The sequence below is a fragment of the Kitasatospora sp. MBT63 genome (assembly GCF_000710465.2).
GTDB lineage: Bacteria > Actinomycetota > Actinomycetes > Streptomycetales > Streptomycetaceae > Kitasatospora.
Window position 1 is genome coordinate 4,585 of sequence record NZ_JAIZ01000253.1, and the last position, 18,568, is coordinate 23,152.

Annotated in this window: 18 protein-coding genes; 8 read left to right on the forward strand and 10 right to left on the reverse strand. The window is 74.1% G+C overall.

The window, feature by feature from the left end; genetic code table 11:
* Positions 1-1,216: choice-of-anchor A family protein (locus AA75_RS16035; protein ID WP_051812529.1), on the reverse strand; the 1,216-nt coding region annotated here is incomplete at its 3' end.
* Between the two features lie 179 nt (positions 1,217-1,395).
* Between AA75_RS16035 and AA75_RS16040 the strand changes: the two genes are divergently transcribed.
* From AA75_RS16040 to AA75_RS16050, 3 genes are all read left to right on the forward strand, one after another.
* Positions 1,396-2,091, forward strand: coding sequence for a 4'-phosphopantetheinyl transferase superfamily protein (locus tag AA75_RS16040; RefSeq protein WP_033820713.1), 696 nt, complete (start codon positions 1,396-1,398; stop codon positions 2,089-2,091).
* Between the two features lie 119 nt (positions 2,092-2,210).
* On the forward strand, positions 2,211-2,696 hold the full coding sequence (locus AA75_RS16045) for a DUF2269 family protein (protein WP_033820714.1): 486 nt from the start codon (positions 2,211-2,213) through the stop codon (positions 2,694-2,696).
* Between the two features lie 59 nt (positions 2,697-2,755).
* Positions 2,756-3,919, forward strand: coding sequence for a damage-control phosphatase ARMT1 family protein (locus AA75_RS16050; RefSeq protein WP_149038167.1), 1,164 nt, complete (start codon positions 2,756-2,758; stop codon positions 3,917-3,919).
* A 261-nt stretch (positions 3,920-4,180) separates the two neighbouring features.
* Here the strand turns inward: AA75_RS16050 and AA75_RS16055 are convergent, their stop codons facing one another.
* A complete protein-coding gene (locus AA75_RS16055) occupies positions 4,181-4,414 on the reverse strand; it encodes a DUF2277 domain-containing protein (RefSeq protein ID WP_033820716.1) in 234 nt (77 codons plus the stop codon).
* Between the two features lie 38 nt (positions 4,415-4,452).
* Entirely contained in the window at positions 4,453-5,445 is a 993-nt protein-coding gene (locus AA75_RS16060) for an Lrp/AsnC family transcriptional regulator (RefSeq protein ID WP_033820717.1), read from the reverse strand.
* A gap of 121 nt (positions 5,446-5,566) precedes the next feature.
* Between AA75_RS16060 and AA75_RS16065 the strand changes: the two genes are divergently transcribed.
* Positions 5,567-6,352: an inositol monophosphatase family protein gene (locus tag AA75_RS16065; RefSeq protein WP_033820718.1), complete on the forward strand. Its 786-nt coding sequence runs from the start codon at positions 5,567-5,569 to the stop codon at positions 6,350-6,352.
* Here the strand turns inward: AA75_RS16065 and AA75_RS16070 are convergent.
* The 5 genes from AA75_RS16070 to AA75_RS16090 form a co-directional block, all read right to left on the reverse strand.
* The gene (locus AA75_RS16070; RefSeq protein ID WP_033820719.1) at positions 6,336-7,268 is read right to left on the reverse strand and encodes an amidohydrolase family protein; all 933 of its coding nucleotides are present in this window, start codon (positions 7,266-7,268) and stop codon (positions 6,336-6,338) included. The genes AA75_RS16065 and AA75_RS16070 overlap by 17 nt on opposite strands.
* Positions 7,265-8,890: an acyl-CoA dehydrogenase family protein gene (locus tag AA75_RS16075; protein ID WP_033820720.1), complete on the reverse strand. Its 1,626-nt coding sequence runs from the start codon at positions 8,888-8,890 to the stop codon at positions 7,265-7,267. The genes AA75_RS16070 and AA75_RS16075 overlap by 4 nt, the downstream gene beginning before the upstream one ends.
* The gene (locus AA75_RS16080; protein ID WP_033820721.1) at positions 8,890-9,525 is read right to left on the reverse strand and encodes a TetR/AcrR family transcriptional regulator; all 636 of its coding nucleotides are present in this window, start codon (positions 9,523-9,525) and stop codon (positions 8,890-8,892) included. The genes AA75_RS16075 and AA75_RS16080 overlap by 1 nt, the downstream gene beginning before the upstream one ends.
* Positions 9,526-9,666: 141 nt before the next feature.
* Positions 9,667-10,494, reverse strand: a complete 828-nt coding sequence (locus AA75_RS16085; RefSeq protein ID WP_033820722.1) for a serine protease — start codon at positions 10,492-10,494, stop codon at positions 9,667-9,669.
* A gap of 99 nt (positions 10,495-10,593) precedes the next feature.
* Positions 10,594-11,232, reverse strand: coding sequence for a TetR family transcriptional regulator (locus AA75_RS16090; protein WP_033820723.1), 639 nt, complete (start codon positions 11,230-11,232; stop codon positions 10,594-10,596).
* 92 nt (positions 11,233-11,324) lie between these two features.
* On the opposite strand from AA75_RS16090, the gene AA75_RS50900 reads away from it, so the two are divergent.
* Both AA75_RS50900 and AA75_RS16095 read left to right on the forward strand, forming a co-directional pair.
* On the forward strand, positions 11,325-11,477 hold the full coding sequence (locus AA75_RS50900) for a hypothetical protein (RefSeq protein WP_033820724.1): 153 nt from the start codon (positions 11,325-11,327) through the stop codon (positions 11,475-11,477).
* Between the two features lie 100 nt (positions 11,478-11,577).
* The gene (locus tag AA75_RS16095) at positions 11,578-11,793 is read left to right on the forward strand and encodes a DUF4190 domain-containing protein (RefSeq protein ID WP_149038169.1); all 216 of its coding nucleotides are present in this window, start codon (positions 11,578-11,580) and stop codon (positions 11,791-11,793) included.
* Between the two features lie 8 nt (positions 11,794-11,801).
* Here AA75_RS16095 and AA75_RS16100 read toward each other — a convergent pair whose 3' ends face one another.
* Complete coding sequence (locus AA75_RS16100) at positions 11,802-13,682, reverse strand: lectin (protein WP_033820726.1); 1,881 nt, start codon at positions 13,680-13,682, stop codon at positions 11,802-11,804.
* Positions 13,683-13,997: 315 nt separating this feature from the next.
* Here AA75_RS16100 and AA75_RS16105 point away from each other — a divergent pair, with 315 nt between their 5' ends.
* On the forward strand, positions 13,998-15,410 hold the full coding sequence (locus AA75_RS16105) for a chitinase (RefSeq protein WP_051812533.1): 1,413 nt from the start codon (positions 13,998-14,000) through the stop codon (positions 15,408-15,410).
* 32 nt (positions 15,411-15,442) lie between these two features.
* On the opposite strand, the gene gcl is transcribed toward AA75_RS16105, so the two are convergent.
* Positions 15,443-17,224, reverse strand: a complete 1,782-nt coding sequence (gcl, locus tag AA75_RS16110) for a glyoxylate carboligase (protein WP_033820728.1) — start codon at positions 17,222-17,224, stop codon at positions 15,443-15,445.
* Between the two features lie 290 nt (positions 17,225-17,514).
* Here gcl and AA75_RS16115 point away from each other — a divergent pair, with 290 nt between their 5' ends.
* Positions 17,515-18,264 (forward strand): PP2C family serine/threonine-protein phosphatase, encoded by a 750-nt coding sequence (locus tag AA75_RS16115; protein ID WP_033820729.1) that lies wholly within the window; start codon positions 17,515-17,517, stop codon positions 18,262-18,264.
* Positions 18,265-18,568: the final 304 nt, after the last annotated feature.

An 18,568-nucleotide genomic window follows, 5' to 3' on the forward strand; every position in this document is an offset into this window, starting at 1 on the left:
TGTCCGAGCCGGAGGCCGTCGGGGACGGCGTCGGGCTGGGCGTGGGCGTCGGTGTGGGCGTCGGACTGCCGGAGTCGGAGGCGCTGGCCGAGGTGGTCGGCGGGGTGGTGGCGCAGTCGGGCAGGTCGCCGTTGAACGGGTAGTTGTGGATCTCGACACCGGTCGAGGCCGAGGTGTGCACCAGACTGCCCGCCAGGTACACCCGGCCGTCCAGACCGGGGGTCGACACGGTGGTGGTGCCGGCCGGGTTGCCGCCGAGCACCGAGCCCTGGAACTGCGCACCGCCGGCGATCCGCGCGGTGGTGGCGTTCGGGAAGTTCCACAGCAGCTTCGGGCCGAGGTCGGTGACCGGGTCCCCGGGGTTGCCGGAACCGGTGTTGGTGCTGACCAGCGCGTCGTCGGCGAGCAGGTTGACGATCACGGTGGCGCCCGCCGGGATGCCCTTGAACACCAGATCGGCGGCCTGCGCGGTGGTGCCGATGGAGTCCGTCACGGTGAAGACCTGCCGGGCGCTCGTGCCGTCGCCGGTGAAGGTGACGGTGGGCCCGGCCGTGGCCACGGTGCCGGTGGCCGTCGCGGCGCCCGCGCACTTCGACAGGTCGGCGATGGTGGTGCGCAGCGACGCGTACTTGTCCCCGGCCGCGGCGTCCTGGATCTGCTGTCCGGGCGGGGTCAGCACGACGCTGCCCGACGTGGTGCCCCGGTGACGGACGTTGCCCCAGGCGGTGGCGGGGGACAGATCGCTCCCGCCGATCAGCAGGCTGCTGGTGGCGGCGACGGTCAGGTTGCCGCCGGTGGTGACGTGGTCGCTGCCGTCCGGCGGGGGCACCCGGGAACCGACCCCGGCCACGCCCATGTTGTAGACCCCGCCGCCGGTCTTGTCGATGGTGATGTCGCCGAGCACCACGACCTGGCCCTCGGCCTCCGCCGCCCGGCCGGTCGCGGTGAACGTCCCCCCGGCGAAGACGCTGATCGAGGCGTCCCGGCCGGCGAAGTTCCCGTTGTGCGCGGGCCGCGGGAACGGGTTCGGGCACTGCGCGCCGGTGCACGCGCCGAGCGGCGGCGGCAGCGGCGCGGCACTGATCAGCGCGGCCACCCCGAACAGCGGCGCGGTCAGCCCGGTGACCACCGCCGCGCGGCGCAGCGCCGTACGGCGCGGCCGGGCGGTGGGCGGGGCGGCCGGCGGGGCAGCGGGCGTGCGGGTCCGTGGTCGCACGGAGGTCTCCAATCCGGTCGGGGAACGGGTATTCGACTGCCACCCAAAGGCCGCCGCTCCCCCGCCCACGGCTGCCACGCCCCGCCGCCGCCCCGATTCATCCGCCCGGCCCCGCCGACCGCCGCGGCCGGCCGGCGGGTAGGTTGGTGACGGCCGACAACGGCCAGGGGAGGAACGGCATGCCGAACGGAACCGACGGCCAGTCACCACTCGCGATCGTCGCCACCACCGCCGAGGTGCTCGGGCACCCGGACGCCAGCCGCCAACTGCTGAACCCGATCGAACGCGAGCGGGCCGACCGCTTCCGCCGGGAGTCGACCCGGCGCGACTTCATCGCCGCGCACATCCTGGTCCGGCTGTGCGCCGCCCGGCAGCTCGGCCTGCGGCCCGCCGAGCTCGCCCTGGAGCAGGTCTGCCCGGGCTGCGGGCTGTCCGGCCACGGCCGCCCCGTCCTCACCGACCGGCCCGGCTTCTGGCTCAGCCTCTCGCACACCGCGGGGGTGGTCGCGGCGGCCGCCGGCTGGGCGCCGGTCGGCGTCGACGTGGAGGTGCTGGACCGGCCGCAGCCCGATCCGGCGCTGCTCGCCCGGGTGCTCACCGACGCCGAACAGGCCCAGGTCGCCGGGCATCCCGACCCCTCGTACGCGTTCCTGCGGCAGTGGGTGCGCAAGGAGGCGATGGTCAAGATCGGCCGGGCCGACCTCGACACGCTGGCCTCGCTGGACCTCTCCGCGCTGCCCCCCGGGCGGCCGGGCGGCCCGGCCGACGCCGTCCACACCTTCGGGGACCTGCACGTCCTCGACCGGGACGACCGGCTGCGCGGGGCACTGGCGGCGGTCGTCAGCACCGTGCCGGTGGTGGTCGGGACGGCCTGAGCCGGGCCGCTCCCCCGCCCACCGGGCGCCGGATAAGCGGGTGTTAGCGTGCTGGCGGCCCTCCCGGGGCCCGGCCGTAGCTCTGCGGCACACCCTTTGCGCGTAAGGATTCCCGCACCATGGCCAAGCTCCTGCTGAGCCTGCACGTCCTGGCCTCGGTCCTGTTCATCGGCCCGGTGGCGGTGGCGGTGAGCATGTTCCCGCGCCGCGCCAAGGAGGCGCTGGCCGCCGGCCCCGACCGGGCGGCGTCCGGGGCCTCGGTCCGGCTGCTGCACCGGATCACCCAGGTCTACGCGCTGCTCGGGATCGCCGTACCGGTCCTGGGAGTGGGCACCGCGCAGGTGATGGGCATCATCGGCGAGCCCTGGCTGATCGTCTCGATCGTGCTGACCGCGCTGTCGGCGGGCACCCTGCTGCTGTCCGTGGTGCCCGGCCAGCAGGCCACCGTGGACGCGCTGGACGCGGGCGAGGCGGCCGGGGAGGAGCTCGGCCGGGCCGAGCGCGCCCTGCGGCTGCTCCCGATGACGGCCGGGGTGTTCAACCTGCTGTGGGCCGTGGTGGTGGTCATGATGGTGATCCGCCCCGGCTCCACCACCGGCGCGTAGCACCACCGCCCGGGGCCTTCCGCGCGGGCTCGGTGGCCGACCAGCGAAGGGACCGATCCGTGCCGGACGCCCCCGTGATCCGCCTCGACGAGCCCGGCTCGTTCGCCCGGGACGTCTTCCACCGGCGCCACCCGGTACTGATCCGGCAGGTGCTGGACGCACTGCCGTACGGGCCCGCGGAGCGCGCGGCCCTGGAACGGCTGCTCGCCGAGAGCACCACCGGCGTGCTGGAGCCGCCCGGGCCCGGTGCGCCGGACCGCGCCGAGTGGCTGACCTGGGGTCAGGGGCTCTGGGGCACCCGGTGGGAGAGCGCGCCGTTCCTGTGGGCGGAGAGCTGGTTCTACCGGCGGCTGCTGGACGCCACCGGCTTCACCGGCCCCGGCGCCCGGCAGGGCGTCGACCCGTTCGGTCCGCTCAAGGCGGCCGAGCTGGCCGGGCCGGCGGTGGACGAGGAGCTCGCCGCACTGGACCGGCTGCCCGGGCTGCCGGAGGCGCAGCGGCGGGCGGCGCTGCTGTCCTCGGCGCTGTGGGGCAACCGGGCGGACCTGAGTTTCGGGCTGACCGCGGCGCCGGACGGCGGGCGGGGCGGGCTGCTCGCCGACGACGGCGCCCTGCTGTGGCAGTGGCTCGAGCGGCATCCGGGCGGCCGGGTCTGCCTGCTGGCCGACAACGCCGGCCGGGAGCTGCTGCCGGACCTGGTGCTGGCGGACCACCTGCTGGCGGCCGGACCGGCCGCCGCGGTCGACCTGTTCGTGAAACCGCAGCCCTGGTTCGTCTCGGACGCCACCGCCGCCGACGTGTTCGCGGCCCTCGCCCGGCTGCGCGAGGCCCCCGGGGAGCAGGCGGCGGCCGTCGGCGGGCGGCTGTGGCGGGCGGTCGGCGACGGCAGGCTGGCCGTGCGCACGCACCCGTTCCTGTGCGCGCCCCTGCCGTTCCACGACCTGCCCGGTGATCTGCGGGCGCGGCTCGCGGGCGCCTCGCTGACGATCGTCAAGGGCGACCTGAACTACCGCCGGCTGGTGGGTGACCGGCGCTGGCCGCCGACCACGCCGTTCGCGCGGGCCGCCGGGCATTTCCCGTCCGCCGTCGCGGCCCTGCGGACGCTGAAGTCCGAGGTGGTGGTCGGCCTCGACGGGGCCCGGGTGGCCGAGCTGGACCGCGGCGGCGAGGCCTGGCGCACCGGCGGCGGGTACGCGGTCGTCCAGTTCCGGCCGCAGGACTGAAGCCCGGCGTGGGGACCGCCCATCGGGCGCCACTGTTGCACATAACTTGCAACTGCAATCTCCATGCCCCAGCATGGTGGCAGCGGGGCCGCCGGGTCGGCCACCGGACGGCTCTCCCCAGCGGGGCGCCCGTCCTTCCTGACCGATGATCGTCTTCCCAGCCGGCGCCCGCCGGGACGCAGCCGCCGGCCCCGCGCACCGCCTGCTCCGCGGTACGGGCAGGGCCTTCCGCTCCCGACAGCGGCACCGCTCCGGCGGGCGCTACCCCGCCGCCTGCCGGGCGTCGGCGGCGCCGCGGACCTCCAGCCCGTCGAGCAGCCGCGCGGTGGCCTCGGCGACGGCCTCGACGGCCTCGTCGAAGACCGCCCGGTTGTGGGCGGCCGGAGCGCGGAAGCCCGAGATCTTGCGGACGTACTGGAGGGCGGCGGCGCGGATGTCCTCGTCGGTGACGTCGAGCGCCATCGGCGGCCTGAGGGTCTTGATGCTTCGGCACATGCCTCCAGTCTGCCGCGCCCGGCGCCGGCCGGGGCGGGTCACGGCAGGCTCGGCAGCACCACGCCGGCCCGCTTCACCGCCCGCGCCACGATCGCCGTCTCCACCCGGTTGACGCCCAGCGGTCCGAGCGTCCCGGTCAGGAACCGGTACAGGCCCTGGTGGTCGGCGCAGAACACCGTCGCCATCAGGTTGGCCGGGCCGCTGGTGGCGAGCACGCCGTGCACCTGGGGGTGGGCCGCCAGCTCCTCCCCGACCGCGGCCAGCCGCCCGGGCGGCACGTCCAGCCACAGGTTGGCGTCGACCGCCATGCCCAGCAGCCGCGGGTCCACGGTGGCGTGGGTGCGCAGTCGGCCGGCCGCGGCCAGCCGGTGCAGCCGGCTCCGCACCGTGGACTCGGGCGCGCCCGCGGCGGCGGCCAGCGCGGCGTGGGACTGCCGGGCGTCGGCCGCGAGGGCCGCCAGCAGCCGGCGGTCCAGCGCGTCCGGCCCGGGCGGCGGCGTACCGGCCGGTGCGGGGTCGGCCGCGGGCGCGGCGAGGGCAGCCTCCTGCTCGGGGCTCAGCCAGCCGGCCCGCCAGTGGCCCGCGTCCGCGAACAGGTGCAGGACCGCGTGTGCCGCCGTCTCCACCACCGCGCCGGTGGCGGGCAGTTGGGTGTGCAGCAGGTGGTCCCGGGCGCCGCCGTCGGCGAGCACCACGGCGCCGATCTCCTGGCCGCCGAGCATCACGTCGACGAACGGCACGTCCGGGCGGGCCGCCAGCGCCTGCGCGATCGTCCGGACCTTGCCCTTGAGCACCCGGACCCGCAGCAGCACGGCGCCCGTCGCCGCCTCGTGGGCGTCCGGCATCAGCACCACCTTGACCAGGCCGGTCCCGGTCAGCCGGGACAGCCGTCGGGTGACGGTACGGGCGGAGACCCCGAGCACCTCGGCGATCCGGCCGGTCCCGGCCCTCCCGTCGACCTGGAGCGCGCAGACCAGCTGCCGGTCCAGCAGATCGAGCAGCCCGGCGGGATCCGCCGAATCCGTGTCCATGGTGTCCGATCTCCGCAGGATCCCCACCGCCGTACGTCCCCGGCGGCCGGATCCACGGTACTTCTTGTCCGCCCGGCCGACGAGGGCCGGACGATCACGACACAGGAACGGGAGTACCGGGATGGATCTGCTGGCCGATGTGGTGGAGGCCGTGCACGAGGTGGGCGCGCACCTGGCGCGCGGTCAGCGGCCGCAGCCGCTGCCCGCGGCGACGGTCGCCGAGGCGATGGCCGGCTTCGCCGCCGTCGACGGCCCGGCGGCCGAGCTGCTGCGGGGGCGGCTGACCGCGCTGTACCCGCAGGCCCGGTGGTGCGAGGACGAGTTGGACGACGCGGTGCCGGCCGACGGCGAGTGGTGGAGCTGCGACGCCACCGACGGCGCGGTGCAGTACCTGAGCGGTCTGGCGCACTGGGCGGTCACCGCGACCCTGGTCCGCGACGGCGAGCCGGTGCTGGCGGTGGTGCACGCGCCGCTCCAGCGGCTCACCTACACCGCGGTGGACGGCGGCGGCGCCCGGCTCGGCGGGCGTCCGGTCGCGCCCCTCACCCGGGAGCTGGCGGTGGCCGTCGCGGCGGGCGGTCACCCGCCGACGGCCGGCCACGACCCGGTGGCGCGGCGGCGGACCGGCGAGTCGCTGACCGCGGTCCTGCCCCGGGTGCTGGCCGTCCGCAACCTCGGTCCGACCTCGCTGCAGGTCGCCCAGGTCGGCTCCGGCCACCTGGGCCTGTTCTGGGAGTACGGGCCGGACGCCACCAACCTGCTGCCGGGCGCGCTGATCGCCCGGGAGGCGGGCGCCGCGGTGACCGACGCGCAGGGCCGGCCGTGGACGGCCCGGGCGGACAGCTTCGTGGCGGCCGCGCCGAGCCTGCACCGGGACCTGCTGGACGTGCTCAGCCAGGTGGGGTGAGCGCGGGTGGGACGGGCGCAGGCGGGGTGAGCCCGAACAGCCGGGCGGCGTTGTGGTGGCAGACCGCCCGCAGCCACCCGTCGCCGAGGCCGAGGCGGGCCAGCCCGTGCAGCGCGTGCGGATAGCCGTACGGGATGTTGGGGAAGTCGGTACCGAACAGGACCCGGTCCCGGAGGGCCGCCAGGCGCGGGAGTCCGGCGGGCGGGAAGGGGGCGGTCAGCTCGGTGAAGTCGGTGAACACCATGGTGGTGTCCAGGTGGACGTGGTCGTACCGCTCGGCGAGGTCGAGGAAGTCGGTGTACTCCGGCAGCCCGAGGTGCGCCACGATCAGGCGCAGCCGCGGATGGCGGGCCAGCAGCGCGCCGATCGGCCCCGGCCCGGTGTGCTTGCCGGGCGCCGGCCCGGAGCCGCAGTGCACGACCACGGGGGTGCCGCTGTCCGCCAGCAGGCCCCAGACCTCCTCCAACAGCGGGTCGTTGGGGTCGTAACCGCCCACCTGGATGTGCGACTTGAACACCCGGGCACCGCGCTCGAGGGCCGCCGCCACGTACCGGTGGGCGTCCGGCTCCGGGAAGAAGGTCGCGGTGTGCAGGCAGTCGGGGGTGCGGGCGGCGAAGTCCGCGGCCCAGGAGTTCAGCCAGGCGGCCATCGCGGGCTTGTGCGGGTACAGCATCGCGGTGAACGCCCGGACCCCGAACTCCCGCAGGATGTCGACGCGTTGCTGCTCGTCCTGGCGGTAGGCGATCGGCCAGGGCCGGCCGGTGAGCGGACCGGCCGAGTCGAAGTACGCCCACACCTTGGCCAGCACCCGGTCCGGCATGAAGTGCGTGTGCACGTCGACCAGACCGGGCAGGCCCAACTCCCGCCAGAACGCCCGGACCTCGGCCCGCTCGGCGGCCCCGGACGCCTCCGTCACAGCCGGACCCGGCCCAGCACGGCCGCGGTGTCGGCCCCGACCGGCAAGGTCCCGAAGGCCGCGCCTTGGTCGCCGCCGAGCCGGGAGGCGCAGAAGGCGTCGGCCACCGCCGGGTCGCCGTACCGGATCAGCAGCGAGCCCTGGAAGGCCAGCGCCATGGACTCCACCAGGCGGCGGGTGCGGTACTCGAGCTCGGCGTGGTCGCCGAGCTGCTTGCGCAGGGCGGCGGTGGCGGCGTCGAGGCGGCGGTCGGCGCCGGCGGCGAGGTCGAGCTCGCCGAGGAAGGCGTCGACGGTCTCCGGGCTGCGGGCCATGGCGCGCAGCGCGTCCAGGGCGGCGACGTTGCCGGAGCCCTCCCAGATGGAGACCAGCGGCGCCTCGCGGTAGAGCCGGGGCATCCCGGACTCCTCCACGTAGCCGTTGCCGCCCAGGCACTCCAGCGCCTCGGCGGCGTGCGCCGGGCCGCGCTTGCAGACCCAGTACTTGGCGACGGCCAGGCCCAGCCGCCGCACCAGCGCCTCGCCGGCGTCGCCGGCCAGCGCCCGGTCGGTGGACTCGGCCAGCCGCATGGCGACCGCGGTGGCGGCCTCGGACTCGACCACCAGGTCGGCCAGCACGTTGCGCATCAGCGGCTGGTCGACCAGCGCGGCGCCGAACGCCCGCCGGTGGGTGGCGTGGTGGATCGCGCGGACCGCGCCGTAGCGCATCCCGGCGGCGGCGCCGATGGTGCAGTCGAGCCGGGTCATGTTGACCATCTCGATGATGGTCGGCACGCCCCGGCCCTCCTCGCCGACCAACAGGCCGACCGCGCCGTCGTACTCGATCTCGGCGGAGGCGTTGGACTTGTTGCCCAGCTTGTCCTTGAGCCGCTGCAGCAGCAGCCGGTTGCGGCTGCCGTCGGGCAGCACCCGCGGCAGCAGGAAGCAGCTGAGGCCGCCGGGCGCCTGGGCCAGCGTCAGGAAGACGTCGGACATCGGGGCGGAGGTGAACCACTTGTGGCCGGTCAGCCGGTAGCTGCCGTCGGGCTGCGGGGTGGCGGTGGTGGTGTTGGCGCGGACGTCGGATCCGCCCTGCTTCTCGGTCATCGACATGCCGGCGATCAGGCCGCGCTTGGCGGACGGCTCGCGCAGTCCGAAGTCGTACTCCCGGGAGGCCAGCAGCGGCTCCAGCCACTCGGCCAGGGCCGGGGTGGTCCGCAGCGCGGGGACGGCCGCGTACGTCATCGAGACCGGACAGGTGTGGCCGGCCTCGACCTGGCTCCAGACGTGGAACTTGGCGGCCCGGGCGGTGTGCGCGCCGGGGCGCGCCTCGCGCCAGGGCGCGGCGTGCAGGCCGTGGCCGACGGCGACGCCCATCAGCTCGTGCCAGGCGGGGTGGAACTCGACCTCGTCGATCCGGTGGCCCCAGCGGTCGTGGGTGCGCAGGACGGGCGGGTGCTCGTTGGCCAGGCGCCCCCACTCCCCGGCCTGCTCGGAGCCGGCCAGCACGCCGAGTTCGTGCAGCTCGGGCTCGGCCCAGCCGGCGCCGGCCCGGTGCAGGGCGGCGAGCAGGGTCGGGTCGGCGGCGACGTCGTGGCCGTACGGGGCGGGCACCTGGTTGGTGACCTCGTGGGTGGCGGGCATCAGCCTTCTCCTCGGTTCGTCGGGGCGGGGGCCGGATCGCGGTCGCCGAGTGCGCGCATGGCGAAGGAGACCAGGGCGGGGATCACGTCGTCGGGGTGGCTGCCGCCCGCGCACAGCGGGCCGACCAGCGCCTCGCCGACCGCGCCGACCAGCGCGGCGGCGGTCATCGCGGGGTCCTGTTCGGGGAGGAGGCCGTCGGCGAGGGCCTCGGAGATCTGGGCGGCGAACAGGTCGCGGAAGGCCCGGCGGAAGATCAGCCGCTCGGCGTCGACGATCGCGTCGGCCGGTTCGGCGAGCAGGGCGTAGGCCAGCCGGGGCGCCTTGAGCGCGCGGGCGGCGAAGGTCTCCACGATGGCGGCGATCCGCCGGTGCGGGGTGGACTCGCGGGCGAGCGCCTCGGTGACGGCGGCCAGCTCGCGGCCGACGGTGACCCGGAAGAGTTCCACGGAGAGCTCGGCCTTGCCGGCGAAGTGCTGGTACATCGAGCCGGTGGCGATGCCCGCCCGGTGGGCGACGGCCGCCATCGAGCAGCCGCCGTAGCCGCGTTCCGAGAGCAGGTCGACGGCGGCCAGCAGCACCGCCTCGCGCTGTGCGTCCAGCCGGGCCTGTACGGCGGGTGTTCGTCGGTATGCCACGGAAAGAATTGAAGCACTGATTCACTTCTTCGAACAGGGGGCGCCCCGGGCGGCGCGCCCCGGGCCGCCCGCCGGAGGGGGACGGGCGGCCCGGGAGGTGCGCGGCCACAGCGTCGGGGCCGGGGCGCTACGGCCCGGGTGCTACGGCCGGGGCAGCACGCAGCCCGCGAGGGTCAGGTCGAGCCGGTTGCCGGGGGCGAAGCAGGCCGGGATGCCGTAGGTCTCCTCGGCGTAGTTGATGCCCTGGCGGACCGTCACGTTGCCGTTCTGGTCGACCTCGCACGGGTTGTTGTCGGTGCAGCGCTCGCCGTCCTCGTTGCCCGTGTTGTTGACGGCCGTCACCAGGCCGGTGGCGGTGTCGATGACGGGCGAGCCGGAGGTGCCGCCGATGGTGTTGCAACTGGAGGTGTAGCGGACCGAGTCCTTCCAGGTCCACGCCCCCTCCTTGAGCCGGTAGGCGAAGCCGTCGATGCTGCAGGAGTAGGTGCGCTTCCAGTACCCGGAGACCACCTTGATCGCCGCGCCCTGGGTCGGGTGGTTGGGCGAGATGGTCAGCGGGCTGATCCCGTACCGGGACTGGATGCTCGCGTAGGTGCTGGTCAGCTGGTAGATCGAGATGTCGGTGTCGGTCATCGTGCCGTAGACGATCTTGTTGGCGCGGACCGTGCCGAGGCTGCCGCCACTGGCGCCGAGCAGGGTGAAGCTGCGGCTGGAGGAGCGGTTGACGAGCACCTGGCCGGGGCCGGGGAAGCCGGTCTCGAGGCAGTGCCCGTTGGAGAGGACGAGGGCCGGGTCCGCGGCAGTGGAGTTGGGGAGCCGCACCAGGGAGCCGGAACAGTTGCTGAGCGCCACCGCGCCGGCGTAGGTGACGGCGACGGGGGCGGCCGAGGCGGGGGACGCGCCGGCCAGCGCGGTCGCGCCGGAGAGCAGCAGGACGGCGCAGGACGCGCCGATGAGCGGCTTCTTCATGAGAGTGCCTCTCGGTGTGGGGGTCCTCAAAATTTGACGCGGCCATGACGACCTGTCAATACCGCGGCCCCCACGACCGCCCCGGTCCCGGACGCCCCGTCACCCCTCGTGCCAGTGCCGCCGCCCGACGCTGATCAGCCGCAGCCGGGTGCGCGCGGTGCGCGCGACCTCCCGCTCACCCTCCGGACCGGCCTCCAGGAAGGCCGTCGCGGAGGTCACCAGCAGGTCGACGTAGAGCTCGGCGAGCATCCGGACCTCCTCCGCCGACCACCCCCGCGACACCGGCTGCGCCGCCAGCGCCCCGGCCACCTCGTCGGCGAACCGGCGCAGCTCGGCGCCGATCGCCTCCCGCACCTCACGGACCCCGCCGTGCCGCTCGCGCGCCAGGAAGCGCACGTGCGCCCGGTGCTCCCGGACGTGCGCGGCGACCACCTCCACCGCGCTGTCGATCAGCGCCTCGGGGTCCTGCTGCCCCCGCTGCTCGGCGAAGGCGCCGCGGATCATCCCGTGCAGGCTGGCGAGCGACTCCTCCACCAGCGTGACGCCGAGTTCGGACATGCCGCTGAAGTGCCGGTAGAAGCCGGCCGGGGACATCCCCGCCGCCCGGGTCACCTCGCGGACGCCGAGGCCGCTCAGGTTCTGCTGCTCCAACAGGTGCAGGCCCGCGTCGAGCAGGGCGCGCCGGCTCTGCAGCTTCTGGGCCTGCCGTACCCCTACACCGTTCTCACTGTGACTCACATCATTCAGTAAACAACTGTTTGCCGACTCGGGGAAGCGTAGAGTGGTGAATGTCAGCGAACAGTTGTCAGCTGAAACTCCCGGAGGCCGCCATGCTCCTCTTCGCCCTCGTCCTGCTCGGCGTCCTGGCCGGCGCCGCGGTCCACACCTCGATGCCGGTCTTCCTGCTCGCCGCCGGCGCCATCGGCGCCTGGCTGCTGCTCTTCGGCGCCCGCGAGCACCTGCCGCGCCTGCGCCGGCACTGAACCGACCCGGCCGATCCGACCCAGCCGACCCGCCCTCAGGAGACCCGCCGTGAACCCCACCGCGCACAACCTCCCCCGCACCCGGTTCGAGGCCGACCAGATGGCCGTCGCCTCCTTCGTGCTCGCCCTGCCGGGCCTGCTCCTGCTCAACCTGGTCCTCGGCCCGATCGCCATCACGCTCGCCACGCTGGCCCTGGTGCGCGGCACCACGCGCCGAGGGCGGGCCCTGCTCGGGCTCGCCCTCGGTGTCGCCGATCTCGCGGTCCTGGCCGGCACCCTGGCGGCCGGCCACGGCACCCTGCTCCAGCTGGGCTGAGCGGCGCGTCAGGCCGCCGGCACCGTCCACTTCTGGTTGGCCGCGCCCGTGCAGGTCCAGATCTGCGCCCGGGCGCCGTTGGCCGGACTGTTGTCCGTCACGTCCAGGCACCGGCCCGCGGCCGGGTTGACCAGGTCGTGCGAGGCGGCCGAGTAGGTCCAGCGCTGCGCGCCGGTGCCGTTGCAGTCGTAGAGCTGCACCTTGCTGCCGTCCGCCGTCGCACCGCCCGCCACGTCGAGGCACTTGCCGAGTGCCCGGACGGTGCCGTCGGTGCCGAGGCTCCAGCGCTGGGCGTCGGTGCCGTTGCAGTTGTAGAGCTGGACGGCGGTCCCGTTGGCCGTCGAACCGGCCGCCACGTCCAGGCACTTGCCCGCCAGCCCGGTGATCTGCCCGGAGCCGCCGCCACCGCCGCGCCCGCTCCAGGTGAAGGTCGCGGAGGTCCGCGCCGGCAGGCCGTACGAGAAGTTCTGCCCGCCCCAGGTCACCCGGACCGTCTGCGCCGAGCCGCTGTCGTTGTACGCCACCAGCGCCTTCGAGCCGTCCGGGTTGAGCCAGGCGACGTTCGGCACGGCCGAGTTCGCGGTGGAGGCGATCCGGTACGCGCCCGGCTTCACGAACTTGGTGAGGTGGCCCATCGTGTAGTACTCGACCGTGTAGTCCACCTGGCCGCTGCGCCCGTCCCCGTCGTGCACCGTGACCAGTCCGGTGCAGGTGCCGCAGCCGCCGTAGTGCGGGCCCATGTCCTGGTCGACGGCCAGGCTCCACTTGGTCACGGACTTCCCCCAGTTGCGGGTGTAGTCGATGATGTTGCGCATGTCCTCGCGCTGCTGGTCGCCGATCCAGGTGCCGCCGGAGTGCTCGGTGTCGAAGGCGTCCGTCGCGGGGTACCGGTCGTGCACGGTGGTCTGCGCGGAGACGTCGCCGCCGTAGCCGTGCCAGGCGATGCCGCCGAAGTTGGGGTGGTTGCGGATCGCCGGGTCGTCGACGGTCGGGGCGGCGTACGCCCCGTACTGGTCCCAGTTCCAGTCCAGCGCCAGCACCTTGGCCGGCAGGCCCGCGTTCTGCAGCGCGGGCAGCAGCCGGCCGGTGAAGTACTGCAGACCGGAGCCGTTCCAGCTCATCGACGGATAGCCGGCGCAGCAGGTGGGTTCGTTCTGCACGGTCACGTAGTTCACCGGGACGCCCTGCGCCTGGTACGCCTGGAGGTACCTGACGAAGTACTGGGCGTAGGCGTCGTAGTACTCGGCCTTGAGCCAGCCGCCGTTCAGGCTGCCGCTGTCCTTCATCCAGGCGGGCGCGGTCCACGGCGAGGCCATCACGGTGAGCGCCGGATTGAGCTGCCGGGCCTGCCGGGTGAGCGGCAGGACGTCGGCGAGGTCGTGGGCGATGGAGAAGCCGGCCAGCGCTGGATCGCTCTGCCCGGCCGGGAGGTCGTCGTAGGTGTACCCGTAGCGGGCGAGGTCGGAGGAGCCCATCGGGTTGCGGACGAAGGACAGCCCGATGCCGTCGGCGGGCGAGAACAGCTTGCGCATCGCGTCGTCCCGGGCGGCCGGGGTGAGCGCGCCGCTGCCGTTCAGCAGCCAGGCGGCGGTGTCGGTGAACGAGGCGCCGCCGCCGGTGAACTGCTGGTAGCGGGTGGACTCGTCGACCGCGATCTGCTGGCCGCCGCTGCCGGCCCCGGCGGTGAACGCGGTCTGCGGCTGCGGCTGCAGGCCGCGGGTGACGTGGCGTCCGCCGGCGTCGTCGGTGGTGGTCAGCCAGATCGAGACGGGTTCGCCCGCCGCGCGGGCGCTGCCGGCGCCGGCCAGCAGACCGGTGGCGGCGAGCGCGCCGGCCAGCAGGGCGGCGGCGGTGCGGCGGGGACGGTGGGCATGGGGGTGCCTGGGCATGTCGGCTCCGCCTTTCGGTGGCCGAGAGGTCGGCGGGTGGGGTGCGATTCAACTCCTGGACACGTCAAAGCGTCAAGGCCTTGGTCTGAACCAATTGTCGCCAACCTGTGAAGGCTCAGCTCAGGGCATCCGGCAGTGATCGTTCGAGAATTGACATCTCATCGGTTAGGAAAGGTTCCCAACGGTAACCCTTGACGGCACCCCCGGCGACTAGTTGACTCCGGTGCCACCTCCCGTGCGCCCCATCCTCCGACGCTCCGTCAGAGGCCGTTCCCCCCATGGCCCGCACTCCACATGGTCCCCAGGAGGACTCCCGTGCCACGTCGCTCACGCCTGGCCGCCGCCGTCGCCCCGCTCGCCCTCGCCGCCGGCACCCTGCTCGCCGCCGCACCGCCCGCCGCCGCGGCCGCCGCCCCCGGCCCGGGCTTCCCCGCGCAGTACGCCGCCCCCTACGTCGAGACCTGGGGCTCCCCCGGCGCCCTCGCGAGTGCCCGGTCCGCCACCGGGCTCAAGTACTTCACCCTCGCGTTCGTCATCAGCGACGGCAGCTGCAACGCCACCTTCAACGGCAACACCCCCGTCACGGACGCCGGTTGGACCTCCGCCGTGAACAGCCTGCGGGCCGCCGGCGGCGATGTGATCGCCTCCTTCGGCGGCGCGGCCGGCACCGAACTCGGCCAGGCCTGCACCTCCGTGAGCAGCCTGAAGGCCCAGTACAAGAAGGTCGTCGACGCCCTCAACCTGACCAGGATCGACCTCGACATCGAGGGCGGCGCACTCGGCGACACCGCCGCCAACGACCGCCGCAACCAGGCTCTCGCCCAGCTCCAGCAGGAGTACGCAACGGCCGGCCGGACCCTCGCCGTGCACTACACGCTGCCGGTCGACCCCACGGGACTGGGGGCCGATTCGATCAGCCTGCTGAACAACGCCAAGAGCCGGGGCCTGAACGTCGGCGTGGTCAACATCATGACGATGGACTACGGCCCCACCCTCGACATGGGAAAGGCCGCCACCGACGCCGCCACCGCCCTGCACACCCAGCTCGGGCAGATCTGGACCACCAAGACCTCCCAGCAGCTGTGGGCGATGGAGGGCAACACCCCGATGATCGGGGTCAACGACTCCACCAACGAGGTCTTCACCACCGCCGACGCCGCCACCGTGGAGGGCTTCGCCGCGAGCAGGGGCATCCAGCTGCTCGCCTTCTGGGCGCTCGGCCGGGACAAGGCCTGCGCCGTCAACGGCACCCTCTCGGACTCGTGCAGCGGCACCCCCCAGAGCGCCTACCAGTTCGCCCGCACCTTCAACGGGATCACCGGCGGCACCACCCCACCCGGGCAGGGGGCCGGACAGATCACCGGGTACGGCGGCAAGTGCGTCGACGTCGCCGCCGCGGCCACCGCCAACGGCACCGCCGTCCAGCTCTACGACTGCAACGGCACCGCCGCCCAGAACTGGACCGTCGCCACCGACGGCTCCCTGCGGGCACTCGGCAAGTGCCTGGACGTGACCAGCGCCGGCACCGCCAACGGCACCAAGATCCAGCTCTGGGACTGCAACGGCACCGGCGCCCAGAAGTGGCAGCCCGGCACCGGCTCCACGCTGGTCAACCCGGCCTCCGGCCGCTGCCTGGACGCCACCGGCCCCAGCTCCGCCAACGGCACCCGGCTGCAGATCTGGGACTGCTCCGGCGCCGCCAACCAGCAGTGGCCCCTGCCGGTCTGACCCCCAACGGCACCGGACCCGGGCCGGATCGGTCAGACCGCCAGGGCCTTGATGGCGGTGGGGGCGTGGCCGGGCTCGGTGGCCAGCTCCTCCCACTCGTTGATCGCGTCGATGCCGGCGCCGCCCATCGAGATGTTGGTGACCCGCTCCAGGATGGCCTCGACCACGACCGGGACGCGGAACTCCGCGGCCAGCTTCTTGGCCTCCTCGAAGGCCGGCAGCAGCTGGTCCGGCTCGGTGACCCGGATCGCCTTGCAGCCGAGGCCCTCGACGACCTTGACGTGGTCGACGCCGTAGACGCCCAGCTCCGGGGAGTTGATGTTCTCGAACTCCAGGTTGACCTGGAAGTTGATGTCCAGGTTGCGCTGGGCCTGGCGGATCAGCCCCAGATAGGCGTTGTTGACCAGCACGTGGACGTACGGGATCCGGTGCTGGGCGCCGACCGCGAGCTCCTCCAGCATGAACTGGAAGTCGTAGTCGCCGGAGAGCGCGACGACCGGGGTCTCGGGGTCGGCGGTGGCGACGCCGAGCGCGGCCGGGATGGTCCAGCCGAGCGGGCCGGCCTGGCCGCAGTTGATCCAGTGCCGCGGCTTGTAGACGTGCAGCATCTGCGCACCGGCGATCTGGGACAGGCCGATGGTGGTGACGTACCGGGTCTCCGGGCCGAAGGCCTTGTTCATCTCCTCGTACACGCGCTGCGGCTTGAGCGGCACGTTGTCGAAGTGGGTGCGGCGCTGCAGCTGCGCCTTGCGCTCCTGCGTGGAGGCGGCCCAGGCGCTGCGGTCGGGCAGGCTGCCGGCGGCCTTGAGCTCCTTGGCCACCTCGACGAACAGCTCCAGCGCGGCCCTGGCGTCGGAGGCGATGCCGAAGTCCGGGGCGAAGATCTTGCCGAGCTGGGTCGGCTCGATGTCCACGTGGACGAAGGTGCGGCCGCGACGGTAGACGTCGAGGGCGCCGGTGTGGCGGTTGGCCCAGCGGTTGCCGATGCCCAGGACGAAGTCCGACTCCAGGAAGTTGGCGTTGCCGTAGCGGTGCGAGGTCTGCAGGCCGACCATGCCGGCGTTCAGCTCGTGGTCGTCGGCGATGATGCCCCAGCCCATCAGGGTGGGGATGACCGGCGTGCCGGTCAGCTCGGCGAACTCCACCAGCAGGTCGGCGGCGTCGGCGTTGATGATGCCGCCGCCGGCCACGATCAGCGGGCGCTCGGCGGCCAGCAGGAAGCCGATCGCCTTCTCGATCTGGGCGCGTGTGGCGGCCGGCTTGTAGACCGGCAGCGGCGCGTAGGTCTCCGGGTCGAACTCGATCTCGGTCAGCTGGACGTCGATCGGCAGGTCGATCAGGACCGGGCCGGGCCGGCCGGAACGCATCAGGTGGAAGGCCTGCTGGAAGACGCCGGGGACCTGGGCGGCCTCCAGGACGGTGGTGGCCGCCTTGGTGACCGGCCGGGCGATCGAGGCGATGTCGACGGCCTGGAAGTCCTCCTTGTGCAGGACCGCGGTCGGCGCCTGGCCGGTGATGCACAGGATCGGGATGGAGTCCGCGATCGCCGAGTACAGGCCGGTGATCATGTCGGTGCCGGCCGGACCGGAGGTCCCGATGCAGACACCGATGTTGCCGGCCTTGGCCCGGGTGTAGCCCTCGGCCATGTGCGAGGCGCCCTCGACGTGGCGGGCGAGCGTGTGGCGGATCTCCCCCGAGGCCTTGAGGGCCGCGTAGAACGGGTTGATGGCAGCGCCCGGCACGCCGAACGCGACCTCAACGCCTTCGCGCTTGAGGATCTCCACTGCCGCGCGGGCGGCTGTCATACGAGGCATCGGGTTTCTCCTGCGTCCGGCCCGAGATGGTCGGGGGCTCCTCCGCCGCGGGCCGCCGGCTGCCAGCAGTTCCACGATGCGGAAGAATAGTTTTGGTATGCGAAAGCAAAGTAAGCCGACCCCCGCGCGGCCGTCAAGGGGAGTCCGCCCGCGCCCCGCCCCCTCGCCCCGCACCCGCAGCCAGGTCACCGCACCGGCGCACCCGCCCCGGCGCGCGCGGCGGCGGCCGACGGCCGGCGGCCCCCACAATGGGGTCGGGACGACGGGCGGGCGAGGGGACGAGGGACGGGATGGCTCACATCACGGTGAGCGCACTGAGCCACGACGGGCTGCTGCGCGACCACAACGAGGACAGCCTGGTGATCGGCCCGTGGACGGTCTGCGCCACGGTCACCGAGAGCCCGCAGACTCTGCTCTTCCCGCTCGGCAGCCCTTGCCTGGTCGCGGTCGCCGACGGGCTCGGCGGCCACCCGGGCGGCGAGGTCGCCAGCGCGCTGGTGGTCCGCCGACTGGCGTCGATCGGCACCGCCCTCGCGGACGAGGAGGCGGTCCGCGAGGCCGTCCTGGCCTGCAACCAGGAGGTGTTCGAGGCCGCCGAGCACGCGCCGCACCTGATCGGGATGGGGACCACGCTGGCCGGCCTGGTGGTGACCGGGACCTCGGTGATCGTCTTCAACGTCGGCGACAGCCGGGTCCTCGACGCCGGGGACGGCGCCCTGCGCCGGCTGAGCACCGACGACAGCCCGCCGCCGGCCCCCGGGCAGCGCACCACCAACATCGTCACGCAGACCCTCGGCGGCTCGGTCTCGCCGCGCACCGTGGAGCCGCACGTCACCAGCCACCCGCTGCCCGCCACCGGCGGACGCTACCTGGTCTGCAGCGACGGACTGACCGACCCGGTGACGGACGAGGAGATCATCCGCATCCTGGCGGAACCCTCCGACGACCGGGCCGCCTTCGAACTCTGGCGGGCCGCGATCGAGGCGGGCGGCCCGGACAACATCACCCTCGCCCTGGTCACCGTCCACCTCGACGACTGATCCGGCCCGGGGCCGGGCCGCCGGACGCCCCGTGCCGCCCGCCGGACGGCCGGTTCGCACACTTCCCGCCCTTTCCCGCGAAGGCCCGACCCCGGGGGCGGCCGTCGGGGGTGGGTAGAATCCGGGACGGGCCGTACGGCCTGATGCGCCATCACCCGACCGCGGGCCGGGCTCCGGCCCGCGCAGCGGCCGACCAGGGGGAGATCCGACATGACCGACGTACGGATACCGGCGGCACCCACCGGCTCCGCACCCGCGCTCCGGCCGGGCGCCGCGGCCCGCGACGGCGGCCGGTGGCGGGCCG

Bases quoted from the DNA above. Each gene is read 5' to 3' on its own strand.
- AA75_RS16075 (WP_033820720.1), bottom strand. From the start codon at position 8,890: ATGCCCGCCACCCACGAGGTCACCAACCAGGTGCCCGCCCCGTACGGC.
- AA75_RS16040 (WP_033820713.1), top strand. From the start codon at position 1,396: ATGCCGAACGGAACCGACGGCCAGTCACCACTCGCGATCGTCGCCACC.
- AA75_RS16100 (WP_033820726.1), bottom strand. From the start codon at position 13,682: ATGCCCAGGCACCCCCATGCCCACCGTCCCCGCCGCACCGCCGCCGCC.
- AA75_RS16065 (WP_033820718.1), top strand. From the start codon at position 5,567: ATGGATCTGCTGGCCGATGTGGTGGAGGCCGTGCACGAGGTGGGCGCG.
- AA75_RS50900 (WP_033820724.1), top strand. From the start codon at position 11,325: ATGCTCCTCTTCGCCCTCGTCCTGCTCGGCGTCCTGGCCGGCGCCGCG.
- AA75_RS16060 (WP_033820717.1), bottom strand. From the start codon at position 5,445: ATGGACACGGATTCGGCGGATCCCGCCGGGCTGCTCGATCTGCTGGAC.
- AA75_RS16055 (WP_033820716.1), bottom strand. From the start codon at position 4,414: ATGTGCCGAAGCATCAAGACCCTCAGGCCGCCGATGGCGCTCGACGTC.
- AA75_RS16085 (WP_033820722.1), bottom strand. From the start codon at position 10,494: ATGAAGAAGCCGCTCATCGGCGCGTCCTGCGCCGTCCTGCTGCTCTCC.
- AA75_RS16095 (WP_149038169.1), top strand. From the start codon at position 11,578: ATGGCCGTCGCCTCCTTCGTGCTCGCCCTGCCGGGCCTGCTCCTGCTC.
- AA75_RS16115 (WP_033820729.1), top strand. From the start codon at position 17,515: ATGGCTCACATCACGGTGAGCGCACTGAGCCACGACGGGCTGCTGCGC.
- gcl (WP_033820728.1), bottom strand. From the start codon at position 17,224: ATGCCTCGTATGACAGCCGCCCGCGCGGCAGTGGAGATCCTCAAGCGC.
- AA75_RS16045 (WP_033820714.1), top strand. From the start codon at position 2,211: ATGGCCAAGCTCCTGCTGAGCCTGCACGTCCTGGCCTCGGTCCTGTTC.